The following is a 17522-nucleotide window of genomic DNA, read 5'->3' on the forward strand; positions in this document are numbered from 1 at the left end:
TTCGTTTTATATCTAAAAATAATATAAAACGAATTTAATAAATTAATGGAAGAATATTCAAACGAATATCTTTTTAGAAATGAAATTTTACAATCCTCAGACATTTAAAGCTCCAACTGTTTTAACAACTTTTGGAAATACTCAGGAAGTTCACTTGAAAATTCTACATATTCTTTTGTGGATGGATGAATAAAACCAAGTACACCGGCATGAAGTGTCTGTCCCTGCAGATGATATGGCTGATTTTTAGGTCCATATATGGCATCTCCTAACAACGGATGCTTAATATATGACATATGAACACGAATCTGATGCGTTCTTCCTGTCTCTAACTGACATTCAATTAGGCAGAAATTGTTTTTTAGTTTTTTCAGAACTTTATAGTGAGTTACTGCATTTCTACCATTTTTATAGTTGACTGCCATTTTTTTTCGATCTGTCGGATGTCTTCCGATAGGCAGATCAACGATACCTTCATCTTCTGTAAAATAATTAAAACAGATTGCATAATATTTTCTTGTGATTGAATGGACAGCAAGCTGTTCTGACAGAAAATTATGAGCAGTATCATTTTTACAGACAACAAGGAGCCCGGTTGTATCCATATCTATTCGATGGACAATACCGGGGCGAAGTTCTCCGTTGATCCCTGACAGAGAATCTTTAAAATGATACATTAAGCCATTCACAAGTGTACCGGAATAATGCCCGGGAGCCGGATGAACAACCATTCCCTTTGGTTTATTTACAATAATAATATCCTCATCTTCATATACGATATCAAGTGGAATATTCTCCGGTTCAATCTCAACGGATGCAATACTCGGAATCGTAATGTCTATTCTGTCACCGGACGCGATTTTCAGACTTGGTTTTGCTTTTTTATCATTCACCAGTATATTCCCATCATCTAACAGCTTTTTCAGAAAAGAGCGTGAATAATTATCAAAATAATCGGCTAAGGCCTTGTCAACTCGCTTATCTGTCCAGTTTTCATCTGCTTCTATATTATAAGTTTCCATATATTTATTCTTGATCAGAGCCCTTTTTAGACCTTCCAAACAAATCTTCCAGTTCATTATCCTTATATTTAAACAAGATAAGGATAAGCAGAATGATCATACTACAAGTTACATAGATATCGGCAACATTAAAGACAGGAAAATTAATCAAACGGAAATCAAACATATCTATAACGTAACCAAGGCGGATGCGATCGATCATATTGCCAACTGCGCCCGAAAATACAAATAAAAACAGGATCCTGAGATCTTTATATTTATCCATCTTTAACATTTTAATATAAAAGTATACGAGGAATATCAGTACAAGCAGTGTAACAGCTAATAGCAAGATACGTTTTCCCTGTAAACTACCCCATGCTGCTCCACGATTCTGGATATAGGTGATGTGAAATACATTTTTTATGACTGGTATTGTATCGGATAACGCCATATGGCTTGTGATCAGGAATTTTACAAGCTGATCCAGACCAATCAGTAAGAATACACTTACGATTGCAAATATACTGTTTTTTTTCATTCTGATTTCCTTTCTATGATTTTTTTGCATTTATCAGTAAAATCCCTGTCTGAAACAATATTCAGGCAGGGAATCTTTATTTGTTATTTGATTTTAGATTTACTGGTTTTTATATTTGAACGGATCTACGAAAGAACCGCCACCAAGATTCTTTGTATATACTGAAGAATCACTTGAAAGATTACCTCCGGATGATCCGCCAAGTGTGGAATCTCCCATACCGGAACCTCCTCCTCCGCCAAGTGTAGATTCTTCACGTCCCTGCGGATCGCCACTGAAAGTAGAAAAACTGCCTGAACCTGCCCCCTCGCCATTAGAACCTGCAGGAGCATATGCTGCAGCATTTCCATTAAAATACTTGGCATCCTTCATAATTTCGTCAAAATCAACACCTAATTCTTCGTTGATCGGATTCGTTGCAAGAAATTGAAGATGTGAATCCATCAGATTCTTAAATGCCATCGTGTAATCTCTGTATTGTTGCTTAATGCCCTCAATACTGTCTTCAATTCTTTCCAACTCTTCTCTTGCCTGATGAACAATATTATTTGCCTTGATTTTTGCATCGTTCTCAATAATCTTGGCCTTGTCATTTGCATTCTTTGTAGCTTCTTCTGCGTTCTTCTCTGCAAGCATAAGTGATTTCTGAAGCTTTGATTCTGTAGTCCTGTAATGCACCAGACTATCTGTAAGTGTCTTGACCTGATTGGTCAGTTCAGCATTTGATTTATACAACTCTGTATAACTCAAAATAACAATATCAAAAAATGAATCAACATCTTTTTTGGTATACCCCATACCATGCTGAAATTTCTTTTGTTGTAAATCAACAGGTGTAAGCATTTGTAATCCTCCCTTAACATTCCTTCAGAATCTGCAAGTGCAGATCATTATTTAGTCATTTATTAGTACTTGCTTAATTCTGGAGACAAAAATGCATCATTCAATAATTCTTCTCTGAGGTCACCGGATACATAGATATCTGCCGGAGCTGCAATGAAGATATTACCGGAAATTGCCTGTAACGATCCATCAAGGGAATAACATGCACCGGCAATAAAGTCGATAATTCGCTGTGCTGTAGACAGCTCCATTCCCTCCATATTGATCACGATCGCCTGTCCGCCTTTTAAATGATCAATAATCATCTGTGCATCATCAAATTCATCCGGTTTAATAACAAATACCTGCTGGGAACCGCCCTGACTTCTGTTGTTAAATGAAACAAGCTTTGTATTATTGGAAGCTGTAGCTGTATTCTTTGCCGGTTTTACAAATTTTGATTTTTTAGCAGCAGCGCCGGCACTCTGTGTAGCAGCTGCTGTATATGTAGATGCAGATGATCTTCCATTTACAGCCTTTGGCTTTGGCTCATATTCTTCATCAAAATCATCTTCATCGTCATCATATTCATCATCATCAAATAAATCATCTTCATATTCATCGCTGGAGTCATTTATTTTAAAATAATCCAGAAAGCTTTTTTTTCCATTCTTTGCCATAATGGTTCTCCTTTAAATATTATAGTTTCTTGCACCAAAAATTCCTGTACCCACTCTGACCATAGTGGCACCCTCCTCAACGGCAACTTCATAGTCATTTGTCATGCCCATCGAGAGGACATTCATATGGACATTATCAATGTTTTTAGAATTGATGTCAAGTAATAATTCTCTCAGGCGTCGGAAATGAACCCGATTATCCTCAGGATCATCAACAAACGGCGCGATCGTCATCAGACCTTCTATCTGTATATGAGGAAAATCCTTGATCTGCATAATAAGATCTTCCGTATCTTCAACAGAAACACCGAATTTGCTCTCTTCTCCGGCGACATTTACCTCAATCAATACCTTAACTATAACATCGTGTTTTGCAGCTTCTTTTTCAATCGTTTTAGCTAGATTTACCGAATCAACAGAATGAATCAGACAGACCTTATCAACGATGTATTTTACTTTATTTGTCTGTAAATGACCGATCATGTGCCAGTTTACTTTGCGGGAAACGGTTTCATACTTATCAACCAGTTCCTGTACTTTGTTCTCGCCAAAATCTATAGCGTCTGTCTCTGCAAGCAGTTCTTCAATATCACTTAAAGGCTTTGTTTTGCTGACTGCGATCAGTGTAACATCTTTTCTGTCTCTGCCTGCCCGTTTGCAGGCTTCTGTAATCTTCTGATCTACTAACTCATAGTTTTCTTTTAACATTTTTCTATCACTCCTAATATATGATCTGGTTTTCCTTTACAGATGTACCATCCAGTACAATACGATCATATGCTGATATTCCATATGCTGTATTAGGATCGATTATTGAATAATCATCTCCATTTACGGTTATATCGATCTGTTTGAACAGCGCTGTTCCCTGTGTGATACAATAAACACCTTTTAGCTTATAGATTCCCGCTGTTGATACATTAAAGGTGATATCCGATTCATTTGCGGCGAGAACCGCATCTTCCTTGATATCTGCCGGATCAACATAGCAGAAATGATCATCTGTAAAATATATAGTAGGGGATATCTGTACAACCGAAGTTGAGCCATCCTCTGTTAATACGATCTGGTTAAAATATTTCTTTTCCGTCGTTCCGCTTCCGCCGGACAGATATCCGACCGGTATCATAAGAACATCTTTTTCAACAATCGCTGAATTTGGGATCTTAAGTCCTTTTGTTTCGGAGAAGATAAATGTAAGATTCAGATAACGTTCTGAAACATATTCAGCAAGATATCTGCTCATGTCAATGATAATAAAATAATTTCCATCTTTTTCAATTGTCTCGTATTTGGCTGAAATCTTTTTACTTGAGTCATTGATTCGAAATCGAACATGTTCATCTTTTTTTACTTTGCTGTATTCTTCTTTTGTAAGCATGACAGCAATCTTCCAGTCCTCATCATCAATAATCTTATATACAGGTTTTCCGGATTCAACAATATCGCTTTTTTTTAACAATTCTTTTGAATACTTGGTTTTATCAAAATCATCAGCCGATAAATTGTTGATATCAAAGTCTTCGTAACCATCCATATAATAGGATACAATTCCACTGGCCGATGATTTAACCGCTGTAAATGTCGAATCAAATGATTTGTCTGAGGATAACTGTTCTAAAGCCATATCCTCATACATTTCAAGAACCTTATTATCAATTGTATTTTTAAATTCATATACTTCTGAAAAATCAGAAGTCGAAAATCCAGTTTTGAAAATCTGTATCTGTTTACTCAGATCATTATAATCGTTTGCTGATAATGAAGTATTGTTACTGTTCTGTACTTCATAAAGTGCATCATACATAGAACCTGTCTCATCAACAGAATATACACTGGATCCTTTTGCTACTTTTTCGCCATCCCGGATATAATAACAGATATAGCCGGAGGTTGAACTGTAGTTCAATGTCTCTTTTCGAACAGCAAGCCCCGGAACAGTAAAGTTAGTATCATAGCTGCTTTCTTCTACCTGAAATACACTCAGGTCGTGATCATTCATTGATATAATGATACGGATCAGCATATATATAAACATGATCGCAAAAATGATAAACCCGAAACTGATCTTGACAGGCTGTCGTTTCCTGACTTTTCTTTTTATGGAAGTCATATATATCTCCTTTAGTCTGTGTACTGATCCTGAATCAGAGACACAGTACCCTTCGCAGGTATATTTTTATTATAATGCGGCAATGATATTGTCCTTATATGTATCAGGAACTTCGGAGCTGTCTGTTGCAAAACAGAGAACGATACCGATGTTATATTTTTCACTGATCTTGTTCATGAGATCAAGAGCATAGCTGATCTGCTCCGGCTTTACATATGTTACAGATGTAAAGTTGTCAATATAAATCTTTTCAATATCTTTATTCTGAGAAATAATACCAAGAATAAAGCCTGCAAACATTTCCAGATTATCCACTTCGTAGTTTGTACAGTTAATCATTCTGACGCGATTACTGAGCTCATATAAATGCTTGTTATTATTATCAATAAAGACAACAGAACCTGTTACAACTTTTACCTCATTGTTAACCTTGTCAATCAGAACCTTTGTTTTTCCTTTACCCTTATCACCTGTAATAATCTGAATCATAATAAAACCTCCTGAATTATATTAAAACAGTTATACATTTTGAGTGGACAAAATGTCCACTCAGATAGCTGTTTATTTTGCAGTATTAATTAACATAGTCATATCATTATATAACGTATCCCTGTCTTCTGCTCCGGCAATAACAGCAACATATTTATCACCTGTATCATCTTTTACAAATTCAAGGATCAGACAGTTGCCGGCTGCTGTGGTCGTACCGGATTTCCAGGAACCTAACGAATACCCCTCTGGGAATTTAAACTCACCGGATATATAACCATTTGTTGCCTGTAATGTGACACTTTTCTCTGCACCTGTTTCATCTGTATATGTAAAATCATATGAATCGAGTGAATCAATCAGATATGCCATGTCATGTTTTATGAATTCTGAAAAGATCAGATAGAGATCATATGCAGTCGTATAATGATCGTCTGAATGTAATCCATGGCAGTTCACAAAATGCGTATTTGTAGCACCTAATTCAAATGCTTTTTCATTCATTTTCTCAACAAATGCATCCTCACTTCCTGCAATCTTTTCTGCAAGCAGAACACCGCAGTCGTTGTATGAACGAATCAAAAGGCCATATAACAGATTCTTTACTGTTACAGAGCATCCTTTTGTAAGATCGCTCACACCTACATTATCTTCCTGAAATGTAACAGTATGTGATAATGTAATCGTGTCATCTAAAGATAAAGTTCCGTCTTCGATACTTTCCATAACAAGAAGACCTGTCATTAATTTAGTCATGCTTGCAGGGTAAATACGATCATGTGCGTTATGTACAACTAAAGCCTCTTTTGTTGAGTCATTTATCAAAACTGCCGACTTAACCGCGCTGTAGTTCTCATCAGCAAGAGCCTCTCCATCGGGTATGACTGTATACTGGTCACCAAAGCTGTCAGAGCTGTATAAAGGCAGATTCTCAGATATTCCAAGTGCAAGTTGATTGCTTGTATCATAACTTCTTTTTGTGCATCCGGATAAAACAAGAATGGGAATCAGCATGACTGCCATCCATTTTGTCAATTTTTTCATCTTTATATCTCCAAATTATTTATAAAATTCCCGCCAGTCGAGATCTCCTCGGTCTAAAGCTTTGATCAGGAGCTCTGCAGTTGCAAGATTTGTTGCAAGCGGAATATTATGCATATCACATAATAAAAAGATATTGTTGATATCCGGTTCATGTGCCTTTGGATGCAAAGGATCCCGGAGAAAAATAACCATATCAATATCATTATTTTCAATCTGTGAACCTAACTGCTGTTCACCACCCAAATGTCCCGCAATATATTTATGAACGTTCAGATTGGTAACCTCCTCAATCAATCGTCCCGTTGTTCCTGTCGCATATAAATCATTTTTACTTAAAATTCCTCTGTAAGCAATACAGAAGTTCTGCATCAGTTTTTTCTTCGCATCGTGTGCTATTAACCCTATATTCATAACTCTCCTCCTAGTATTTCTTCTTTTGCAGATTTATATTTAATACCAATCCAATACCGGCACTCATACTTACAAGAGAACTAAGTCCGTAACTGATAAACGGAAGCGGAAGGCCTGTATTCGGTAATAACGCAGTTGCAACTCCAATATTAATGAATGTCTGAAAAGCAACCAGTGAACCGATTCCCGCTGCTATATACATACCCTTTTTGTCCTTTGCGTGCCTAGCAACCCGAATACATTGTAACACTATCAGGCATAAAATTGCAATAATAATCACACTTCCAATAAAACCTAATTCTTCACCTACTGCCGAGAAGATAAAGTCTGTCTGCTGCTCAGATATCAGGTTCGTATCCTTAACGGTTGCTACGGTTGAGTTATTAATACCCTTACCGGATAACTGACCGGAACCGATCGCCATAACTGAATTATCCTGTTGATCGGAGGATGCACCATATTCACTTCCGTATATATGTCCCAGAATACGATTAATCTGATAAGTTTTCAAAAACTGAGGCAGATTATCCTGTTGGATATACCAGATAAATCCACCAAAACATGGAACAAGAATCAGGATCATAATACCTATGAGTTTCAAACTGAGTCCTGCTACAAATATAACAATAAATAGTGTGACCATAATACAGATCGAGGTAGACAAATCGGGTTCTGCCACGATCAGACCAACAGGAACAGCCAAAAATACCGCAAGCTTTGCAAGTACCTTTGGCGTGTTCAAATCTTCGTAGTTTTTTTCCAGAAAAACTGCTGTACAAATGATCAAAATAATTTTAGCAAATTCTGATGGCTGTATTGTGAAAGAGTCTGATATATAGAACCAACGGCGAACGCCCTGATCTCCTCCTCCGGAACCGACCAACAGAACTAGCAGAAGCAAAAGTATATTTCCCGCATAAAGGATCATATAATATTTGCATATAAAATTGTAATCGATCAATGATACAATGATCATTCCAATTACACATGCGCCTACACCGATCAACTGTTTCGTCTGAAAATCCGGTCGAACGCTGCAGATTGTGATTGTTCCCATAATCATAGCTGCGATCACAAATAATACAAGCTTAAAATTATAGTTGATCAGACTGTATTTTTTTTCCGTTGACATGTCCATCTGTTTCATGTGTTTCATCTTTTTCTTTGTCCTTTTTCATATGTATTCCTACAACCGGGATTCGTGCAATGATAAATGAATCCGAAAGCTGTACTGTCATATTTGCTGAATCGATATTAACATAGGCCGCAACGCATTTTCGCATATCATCCCGAATTCTTGTTACGACATCCGGAGTACAACCTATTCGATCAGCCATTAATATATTTTTTAATCGTTCTCTGGCATAATGCCCGGAATTATAGCTTATCACATTCGATACTGCTCTGTTTTCTTTCATAATATTAAACTTCACCCCTTTATGCATGTTTTTTTCTGAATAAACGCTTAAAAGGTTTTCGTTTAAAAACATTAAAATCTGTAAGAGGAATGCTGTCACCAAGTATCCGTCTGCAAATATCGATATAAGCATTTCCTGATATGGTATTACTTCCCGCGAGTGGTTCTCCTTTATTTGTTGAAATAACAATCTGCTCATCATCCGGGATAACCCCAAGCAAGTTTACTGCAAGGATATCGACAACATCATCTACAGACATCATATCACCTTTTTTCACCATATCATAACGGATACGATTTATGATAAGGTCGATCTTGTCTATTTCATTTGCTTCTAATAATCCTATAACACGATCCGCGTCACGAATTGCAGATACCTCCGGTGTAGTAACTACGATGGCACGATCTGCTGCGGCAATAGCATTTTTAAATCCCTGTTCGATTCCGGCCGGACAGTCGATAATAATATAATCAAAATCAGCCCGCATTTCGTCGACAAGCTTTATAATCTGTTCCGGTGAAACTGCTGTCTTGTCTCTTGTCTGTGCGCATGGCATCAGAAAAAGATCCGGGTTGTTCCGATCCTTGATCAAAGCCTGTTTATACCGACAGTTTCCTTCTACAACATCAACAAGGTTATATACAATCCGGTTTTCCAGTCCAAGGACAATATCCAGATTTCTGAGACCGATATCGGTATCTATCATAACGACTCTCTTTTTCAACCCTGCCAGTCCGGTTCCGATGTTGGCTGATGTAGTTGTCTTGCCAACTCCTCCCTTTCCTGATGTAACAACAATTACTTCACTCATAAAACACCTCCGTCAATATCTTTTCCTGTTTTAAAATATGCTTTGAAATTTTATCTTAAAGTGAAGTCTGTGACAGCGCCTGAAAAAGAAGTTGTCCATTTTCGCAGCTTGCCATCATCGCATCATCTGTATGAAATTGTTTTCGGTTCTGTTTTGTTTTATTATAAACAGCTGAACCGATCTTTATATGAACCGGCTCCATCTGAAGAGCCAGAACAAATCTGTTTTTTAAGTGATCCTGTCCGGCAATCACGTTTCCTGAAAGTTTTCCGAGAACAATGACATTTCCATTCGAAATAATCGTTGCTTTTTTCTCTATATTTCCGAGTATGATTATACTCTTTTTTACCTCCAATGTCTGACCTTTTCGTAAATTCCCGCAAAAAAACTGAATCGTATCATTCTTAAATATATCCGGTGGTAATGCTTTTTTTTCTATTGTTGAAAACTGTTTGTCAGACAATTTCTTTTGAACATTTTTTTTGACTTGTTTTTTTTCAGGTGGACTCTTTGCTCTGTGAGGTGGAATATCGATCTGACTACACAGATCCTGTTTGGAAGCTTCCAGACAGAATTCCACTTCGGTATTTGGAAGATGATTCAATTCATATAGGATCTGTTCCTCTTCTCCGGAGGATAACAGTCTCCCTTCAAATGTAACCGGTACTCTTCCGCTTTTTTTCAAAAATACTTCCTGACTGTATAATTTCTCTCTGATATCAGAAAGAATCTGTTCCATTGAATTATCTTCATTCAGAATGATACGTATTCCATGGCTGTTTGCCTTCATAACAACGTCGGTATTCATATTCAATCCCTCATCATAATAAAATGCCTGCAAACCAAGGCTCTTTTATCTGGTGTATCTGATATCCAAATTGTTATATTCAATCAGGAATTTAATCGGAAAGTGCATTGTTACCGGTAATAGTTGTATTCTCAAGAACATCAGGATCATACAAATATGCATATACGAGACCTGAAAGCTCGACTGCATTACCGGAAGAATATCCAAATGGTATTACACTTGTAACCGTTACCTCAGGATTTTCATATGGTGCAAATGATACAAATAACGCATGGTTCGGTCTTGCTTCGCTCTGCTGGGCAGTACCTGTTTTGCCTGCTACTGCGACATTGATCTGATTGATCAGTGCACTGCTGCTTGTATGAACGGAAACAACCTGTCGCATACCCTGTCTTACAACATTCCATTGTTCTACAGGAAAATCAAGTTGGTTTTGAACCTTATGCTCATTTTTATATACAACATTGCCATCAATATCCTTTATTTCCGAAACAAGGCTTAAGTCATAACATGTGCCGCTGTTTGCAAGGGTTGTAACATACCGGGCAAGCTGAGTTGCAGTGAAGTTATTCGTACCCTGTCCAATCGCAGTACGGATTGAATCCGCATCTGATATCTGAGGTTTACTTTCAGGCAGTTCAATGCCTGATGTGCTGTCAAATCCAAACATACCTGCATATTTCTGAAGCCGTTCCACACCGGTGATATCGCTGTAGGTTCCTGTATCTTTTGTTGCCATCCGATATCCAAGTTCATAGAAGAAATAGTTACAGGATTCCTCAATTGCCTTAGATATACCGATTGTTCCATGTGCAGACGGATAAATCCAACATTTAGCAGGTGTCTCTGTTTTATCAAAGTATCCTTTGGTCTGGATCACATCGTTGACCCCGATAACGCTCTCATTCATACCGGCAAATGCGGTGATCATTTTGAATGTAGAACCGGGCGCTGTCTGCTGCATAGTTGCCCTACTGTACATTGGTGTTGTTTTGTCTGTCGTAATCTTCGAATAATAATCTGCATCAATCATATTGGTAAGACGATTATTATCATAGCTTGGATAACTTGTCATTGCTTTAACTGTCCCATTATTCGGATTCGTAACGACAATTGAACCGGAGCAAGGATCAAGCGCCAGCATTGCCGGAGTAATCTCAAGATTTTTAATTTTTTTACATATGAAGTCATAGCTTCCCATAACACCGGCTTTATAATCGGAATAATCTGCGTCTGTTGCCATATTAAGGATACCCTGGTCATATAACAGGTTAATTACCTGACTTCCTGTAAGTTCTCCTGATATTATCATATATTTAAAAACAAGTTTGTCGAAACTGGTATTATTTTCAAATTCTTTTAAGATATATTCTGTCAGTACGTTGTAAATCTCATCTGTATCATAATAATCGCTCTTTGTTGATATGCCGGAGATGTCGATGGCGCCCTGGCTGATCGCATATTTCAGATATTCGCACAGCGAAATACTGTTGTTTATATACGAAACATAAGCAGCATCAGATTTGTCAATCTTGCTCGGGTTGTAAATTCCCATCTCACTTAACTGTTCACAGATAAATTCCATATAATCCTGATACTGTAATGTCAGATCATGTAATGGAGTATGGCTGACGTTTAATATATCATCCAGTCTTGAAAGTGTATTTTGTTTTGCGGACTGGAAGTAAGAATTAACGGACTGTTCCAGTTCAGATGCATCTTTTGCCGCAAGGTCATCAATACTTATAACATTATTATCAAATAAAGCAAAATATACATCGGTGATTGGAATATCATCCTTATCCGTGGATGTTGTTACATTCTTTATATGGGCAAGAAGAATGGATGCAATTTCTGTTTCAAGCGCATTATAACAATATTTTTGCAGATCGGAATCAATTGTCAAATAGATATCATTACCTGCGACAGGATCTTTGGAATCGATCACTTCTATTACCTTACCCATATTATCGACATACATCTTCTGATATCCATCTTTGCCGCGCAGATAAGATTCAAACTCACTTTCAAGTCCCATTTTACCGACCATATCATTTGCACCGTATTTTTCTGAATCATCCAGAGTCTCATTATATTTTTCCAGTTCCTCATTGGAGATATTTCCGATGTAACCCATGATCTGAGCAAAATATACAGAATCATTATATACACGATGTGATTCAACACTTACCTCCATGCCGAGAAGTTCATCCGAATTTTCTTTGATTGCTGCATAGCTTTCTTCACTGATACCATCAGCAAGCTGAACAGACATATACTGCTGGTAACGATTCAGCCATATCTCATATCGTACCGCGAGGATCTTTAATGCCGCCTCATCGGAATATGTTTCGGAGATATTGAATAAATCTTTTCCACGCATATATTTAAATATATCATCGGCAGTTGAAGACGCCTGCTCTTCTGTCAGACTGTCGACAGAGCTTGCACCATATACATTCATTAAAAAAGTATTTAACGTATTTCCGGATACAGTAAATTCAAAGCCCTTCGAGGTTAACTTCAGAGGAAGACTTACTGACATCTTATCTCCGTTTTGTTCAAGGATCAGAATAGTTTTATATACTATGTCATTACGCAATTCATTCGAAGTCGTTTCCTTTGCGGCAGCCGCTTCCGTCAGGTCCGTTCCACTTATATAAGATAAAGTATAGGATGCTTCGTTATAAGCCAGAAGCTTTCCGTTACAATCGTATATATTTCCCCTGGTCGCTTTTACCGCTACTGTCTTTACGGATTTATAAGTAAAACTCTCCTGATATTTTTTGCCATTTACGATCTGCAGATCGAACAAACGATATATAAGTATTCCAAATAGAACCAGAAACAAGACCGTTACAACAAACAGACGATGCTTGACATGTTCAATTATTGATTCTTTTATCAAACTGAAAAATTCTTTAAACATTCTTACGTTCCTTTCACGATCATATGATCAAACAATTGCCGGATCATTCACTTGCTTTTTCCATTTTTTTCAATGTCTTATTTACAAATGCAAAAAACTTGAATACGATCAACGTGATAAGTGCTGTGTAGATCATTTCGGGTAATATGATATCTTTTAAATAAGTTGCGAACTCCAGTCTGTTCCGCATAAGGAAGAAAATTACATAGGTTGCAAAATTAAAAATAAGATCATCAACTAAGATTATAATTATTGGAAGAAGAACATCTTCTACCAGATAAAGTCTGTGGAAAAAACCGTTACAATAGCCAAGAATCATATATAAGATCATAAATGGTCCGATGGCATATCCAAAATATACATCATATAAAAAACCACAGAAAAACCCAACCAGCATACCTTCTTTTCTTCCCCGCATCAGTCCGAAGGAAACAGTAAGGATCAGCATAAGATCCGGTGCAATACCTGCTATTTCAAGAAACGGGAAAAGGGCAGTCTGCAAAACAAAACATATTGTTATTAATATTCCAAGTATTATTACTCTTTTCAATGTTACACTTCTTTCTGTTAATCCGTGATATTTTTCTTAGTCTGTAAAATTACGAGTACTTCTTCGATGTTTGAGAAGTCGGCAGCAGGTATAATATAGGCAGTCTTCGTCAGATTGTTGGAATCACTCTCAACCTTTGACACATAACCAATATTAATACCTGAAAGATATTTGTTTGAGACATAGGATGTTACAACCTGATCTCCTTCCGATATTTCGGCATCTTTATCAATATTTTCAGCAATCATATATCCGTCTGCGTAATTCGTCAGACTTCCTGACACATTACAGATGGATCTGCTTGGAAGGATCATGGCATTAACATTTGATGTATCATCAATAATCGTACGAACTTTTGCATAGGATTCACCGATTTCTGTTATGATACCACAGAGTCCGTTACCATACAGGACATTACATCCAACAGATAAGCCATCCTTTGTACCTTTATCGATATAAAAGACATCAAACCAGTTGCCGGTATCCTTTGAGATTACGCGGGCTCCGGTCTTTTCATAATCTGTATAAAGAGCATCTAATTCATATAATTTCTGAAGTCGGTCAAGCTCATAGGAATCCTGCTGATACTGCGCAAGCTTTGTTTCGTAGGAAGATATCTTCTCCTTAAGCTGTTCATTTTCAGTTACTACACTCTCGTAATTGTGGAAGGCTTCTACCTTGGATTCAACCCATGTACCTACTGTATTAACTCCCTTTTGCATCGGTACAATAAAAGTATTAGTTACATTTCTGACGGATGACATCATTCCGTCAAAAAATAAAGAAGTAACCATCAGCACCACACACAAGATTGTAAGTGCCAGCAAAAAATATTTTGGTGTAATTTCTATTCTTTTACGATTACGTCGTCTCATTCTATGATTCCTCTTTCTGCCAGGCTGACAAAACAATTATTCCCTAATATAATATGATCCGATAAACGTATCCCCAGTGTTTTTCCCGCTTCCTCCACACGCTTGGTCAGAAGAATATCCGGGTTGCTGGGTTCCGGATTCCCTGAGGGATGATTATGCAATAGTACGATATATACAGCCTGATATTTTAATGCATCAATAAAAATATCCCTCGGCGATACAACTGCATGATCGACCGTTCCCTCTGACAGTCGACACTCTTTTAACAAATGATGGCTCGAATCAAACATTAATACATATACCTGTTCTTTGCACAAATATCTGGTGCGCTCCATATAATAGTCTGCAATACTTTTCGGATTACCAAAGATAACTCCTGACCGGTGTTCTGATCTTGCCATTCTTCTGGACAACTCAGCGATACACTGCATCTGAATTGCTTTTACTTTCCCGATACCATCAACATTCATAAGATCATCAACCGACAGATAATTCAATCCGATGATCCCTTTATGAACCGGGTGTGCAGCTAATATTTTCTGCGCAGTCAACAAAGCATTCCCATGTCTGCTTCCACATCGAAGTATGACTGCCAGAAGTTCCGCATCTGATAAGACGGCTGCACCTTCCGACAGACATTTCTCATATGGACGTTCACATTCCGCCATATCTTTCATTGTAAATTCTGATCTCATTTTTCCTCCTTCGTCTCCGTCTCTCCACGAATCGGTAAGGAGTATTTACCGTTTTTTCTTTTCGGCTTTTGTTCTAAAATAATCTACCACACTATAAGGTTATTTTCTACCATTTTTTGCAATGTCATTACAATTCCAAATTTTGCATGCTGATAGGTAAGTCCTCCCTGAAAATATACAGCATACGGTTCTCTCATAGGGGCATCCGCACTAAGTTCAATTGAAGAACCGGATACAAATGCACCGGCCGCCATGATGACAGGAGAATCATATCCCGGCATATCCCATGGTACAGGCTTTACATAGCTGTCAACCGGTGCAGCCGCCTGAATCCCTTCACAGAAAGCAACTACACGTTCCGGTGTCTGAAGTTCAACTGCCTGTATGATATCAAAACGATCCTCTGTCTTATTCGGTACTGTCTTAAAACCAAGATTTTCATATACATTTGCAGCAAAGATCGCACCTTTTAAAGCACTTGCCGTAACCGATGGAGCCATGAATAAGCCCTGTGCAAAAGCCTTTGTATTATTTAAAGATGCACCAACCTCTTTGCCAAGTCCCGGAGTTGTAAGACGGTATGCGGCATTTTCCACATATTCCTTCTTACCACAGATATAACCACCGATCGGAGCCAGTCCGCCACCCGGATTCTTGATCAGGGAACCTGCGATCAGATCTGCGCCATAGTCTGTTGGTTCTTTATCTTGCACAAATTCGCCATAACAGTTATCTACCATACAGATGATGTCCGGACGGATACTCTTTACAAATGCGATTGCTTCTCCGATCTTCTCACAGGATAAAGTCGGACGTACGGCATAACCCTTGGAACGCTGGATCTCTACAAGCTTTGTGTGTTCATTGATCGCATTTCGGATTCCGTCAAAATCAAACTCTCCTTCCGGTGTCAGATCTACCTGGGCGTATGTAACACCATATTCTGCCAAAGAACCCGGTGAAGGGCGAAGTCCGATGATCTCATCCATCGTATCATATGGTTTTCCTGAAATTGCAAGCAGTTCATCTCCCGGTCTTAAGTTACCAAATAACGCCGTACAGATCGCATGTGTTCCACAGGTAATCTGAGAACGGACCAGCGCATCTTCCGTATGGAATACATCTGCATAGATCCGTTCGAGTGCATCTCGTCCGTCATCGGTATAACCATATCCGGAGGAACCTGCAAAATGCGCTTCTGCCAGACGATTATCCTGCATGGCTTTGATGACCTTCATCTGGTTGATTTCACAAATGGCATCGATCGCTGCAAAACGGTCCTTTAAGCTGTCTTCAATCTTCTGACAGTAATCAAATACCCGTTCATCAATGTGTAAGGATGTATAATAATCTTTTAATAATGTGTTCATTTTATCTGCTCCATTTTATTTTATGAAATAATTCCCTTTGACCGCAACTGTTCAAGCATGAAATCCATAATGGTATCTTCTGATGTGAATTCACTCTTATCCACCCAGGTGACTTCTTTTTCCCTCTTAAACCATGTGATCTGACGCTTGGCAAAATGTCTGGTATCACGTTTTAAGATATAGAGGGCTTCATCCAGAGATGTTACACCATCCAGATAATCGAGGATCTCTTTATATCCAAGTCCCTGCATGGATATCAGATCTTTTGTATATCCCTGATCCTTTAATGCCTTTACCTCTTCGATCAATCCCTGTTCTACCATGATGTCAATTCGCCTGTCTATTCTATCATATAATTTTGATCTTGCATCATTTAACACAAAATATTCAAAATTATATGGAGAAATCCGTTTGGATTCTTTCTCGTTATGTTCGGAGATTGGGATTCCTGTCTCTTTATAGAATTCCAATGCCCGGATCACACGTTTGCGGTTGTTATAATGAATGGCTGCGGCTGACGCCGGATCCACTTTTTCAAGCATCTGATGAAGGCAGAGATTTCCATGTTTTTCCGCAAGCTGTTCCAGATAAGTACGGTAGCTTTTATCATCGTCATTTTCATCGAAATGAATATCGTATAAAACTGCCTGAATATAAAAGCCGGTTCCGCCGACAATGACAGGTATCCGTCCTCTGGCATAGATATCATCCATCGCCTTTGTTGCAAGTTTTTTAAATAATACAACATTAAACGGCTCCTTCGGATCTAATACATCGATCAGATGATGTGGAACTCCATCCATTTCCTCCGGCATGATCTTGGCAGTTCCGATATCCATCTTTCGATAGACCTGCATGGAATCTGCAGAAATGATCTCACCATTTATTCTTTTTGCAAGACCGATCGACAGATTTGTTTTGCCTACGGCTGTCGGTCCGGTTAATATAACAAGAGGCTTCATTTG

19 protein-coding genes are annotated in these 17522 nt (G+C 38.0%); all 19 read right to left on the bottom strand.

The features are described from left to right. Positions 1–104 precede the first annotated feature (104 nt). The 19 genes from DWW43_RS08610 to miaA all read right to left on the bottom strand — a co-directional run bounded on the left by DWW43_RS08610 (position 105) and on the right by miaA (position 17519). Complete coding sequence (locus tag DWW43_RS08610) at positions 105–1022, bottom strand: RluA family pseudouridine synthase (protein WP_119963365.1); 918 nt, start codon at positions 1020–1022, stop codon at positions 105–107. Positions 1023–1026: 4 nt separating this feature from the next. Next, positions 1027–1542: a signal peptidase II gene (gene lspA, locus DWW43_RS08615; RefSeq protein ID WP_119963313.1), complete on the bottom strand. Its 516-nt coding sequence runs from the start codon at positions 1540–1542 to the stop codon at positions 1027–1029. 99 nt (positions 1543–1641) lie between these two features. Beyond that, positions 1642–2385, bottom strand: coding sequence for a DivIVA domain-containing protein (locus DWW43_RS08620; RefSeq protein ID WP_119963314.1), 744 nt, complete (start codon positions 2383–2385; stop codon positions 1642–1644). A 62-nt stretch (positions 2386–2447) separates the two neighbouring features. Next, positions 2448–3044 (bottom strand): cell division protein SepF, encoded by a 597-nt coding sequence (locus tag DWW43_RS08625; protein ID WP_008400853.1) that lies wholly within the window; start codon positions 3042–3044, stop codon positions 2448–2450. Between the two features lie 12 nt (positions 3045–3056). After that, a complete protein-coding gene (locus tag DWW43_RS08630) occupies positions 3057–3752 on the bottom strand; it encodes a YggS family pyridoxal phosphate-dependent enzyme (RefSeq protein WP_119963315.1) in 696 nt (231 codons plus the stop codon). A 13-nt stretch (positions 3753–3765) separates the two neighbouring features. Then, the gene (locus tag DWW43_RS12345) at positions 3766–5157 is read right to left on the bottom strand and encodes an HlyD family efflux transporter periplasmic adaptor subunit (RefSeq protein ID WP_243104442.1); all 1392 of its coding nucleotides are present in this window, start codon (positions 5155–5157) and stop codon (positions 3766–3768) included. A 69-nt stretch (positions 5158–5226) separates the two neighbouring features. Further along, a complete protein-coding gene (locus DWW43_RS08640; protein ID WP_008400848.1) occupies positions 5227–5646 on the bottom strand; it encodes a hypothetical protein in 420 nt (139 codons plus the stop codon). Positions 5647–5718: 72 nt separating this feature from the next. Then, on the bottom strand, positions 5719–6690 hold the full coding sequence (locus tag DWW43_RS08645; RefSeq protein WP_008400846.1) for a serine hydrolase: 972 nt from the start codon (positions 6688–6690) through the stop codon (positions 5719–5721). Between the two features lie 15 nt (positions 6691–6705). Continuing rightward, positions 6706–7101 carry a methylglyoxal synthase gene (gene mgsA, locus DWW43_RS08650; RefSeq protein WP_008400845.1) on the bottom strand — a complete coding sequence of 132 codons (396 nt, stop codon included), beginning with the start codon at positions 7099–7101 and terminating at the stop codon, positions 6706–6708. Between the two features lie 10 nt (positions 7102–7111). Next, positions 7112–8248, bottom strand: coding sequence for an FtsW/RodA/SpoVE family cell cycle protein (locus DWW43_RS08655; protein ID WP_044944964.1), 1137 nt, complete (start codon positions 8246–8248; stop codon positions 7112–7114). Then, positions 8196–8519: a cell division topological specificity factor MinE gene (locus DWW43_RS08660; protein WP_161116708.1), complete on the bottom strand. Its 324-nt coding sequence runs from the start codon at positions 8517–8519 to the stop codon at positions 8196–8198. Before DWW43_RS08660 ends, DWW43_RS08655 begins: the two co-directional genes overlap by 53 nt. A 19-nt stretch (positions 8520–8538) precedes the next feature. After that, positions 8539–9330 carry a septum site-determining protein MinD gene (gene minD, locus DWW43_RS08665; protein WP_008400842.1) on the bottom strand — a complete coding sequence of 264 codons (792 nt, stop codon included), beginning with the start codon at positions 9328–9330 and terminating at the stop codon, positions 8539–8541. A 55-nt stretch (positions 9331–9385) separates the two neighbouring features. Further along, positions 9386–10138 carry a septum site-determining protein MinC gene (locus tag DWW43_RS08670; RefSeq protein ID WP_133302410.1) on the bottom strand — a complete coding sequence of 251 codons (753 nt, stop codon included), beginning with the start codon at positions 10136–10138 and terminating at the stop codon, positions 9386–9388. Positions 10139–10229: 91 nt separating this feature from the next. Beyond that, the gene (locus DWW43_RS08675; RefSeq protein ID WP_119963318.1) at positions 10230–13067 is read right to left on the bottom strand and encodes a penicillin-binding transpeptidase domain-containing protein; all 2838 of its coding nucleotides are present in this window, start codon (positions 13065–13067) and stop codon (positions 10230–10232) included. A 43-nt stretch (positions 13068–13110) separates the two neighbouring features. After that, positions 13111–13617 (bottom strand): rod shape-determining protein MreD, encoded by a 507-nt coding sequence (mreD, locus tag DWW43_RS08680; RefSeq protein WP_119963319.1) that lies wholly within the window; start codon positions 13615–13617, stop codon positions 13111–13113. Between the two features lie 17 nt (positions 13618–13634). After that, positions 13635–14492: a rod shape-determining protein MreC gene (gene mreC, locus DWW43_RS08685; RefSeq protein WP_008400838.1), complete on the bottom strand. Its 858-nt coding sequence runs from the start codon at positions 14490–14492 to the stop codon at positions 13635–13637. Next, positions 14489–15187, bottom strand: a complete 699-nt coding sequence (gene radC, locus DWW43_RS08690; RefSeq protein ID WP_119963320.1) for a DNA repair protein RadC — start codon at positions 15185–15187, stop codon at positions 14489–14491. Before radC ends, mreC begins: the two co-directional genes overlap by 4 nt. An 83-nt stretch (positions 15188–15270) precedes the next feature. Beyond that, positions 15271–16557 (bottom strand): methionine gamma-lyase family protein, encoded by a 1287-nt coding sequence (locus DWW43_RS08695; protein WP_008400836.1) that lies wholly within the window; start codon positions 16555–16557, stop codon positions 15271–15273. 20 nt (positions 16558–16577) lie between these two features. Further along, positions 16578–17519: a tRNA (adenosine(37)-N6)-dimethylallyltransferase MiaA gene (miaA, locus tag DWW43_RS08700; RefSeq protein WP_119963321.1), complete on the bottom strand. Its 942-nt coding sequence runs from the start codon at positions 17517–17519 to the stop codon at positions 16578–16580. Positions 17520–17522 lie beyond the last annotated feature (3 nt).

Origin of the sequence: Clostridium sp. AF15-41 (assembly GCF_003604095.1) — a bacterium.
In the GTDB taxonomy this organism is placed as follows: Bacteria; Bacillota; Clostridia; order Lachnospirales; family Lachnospiraceae; genus Coprococcus.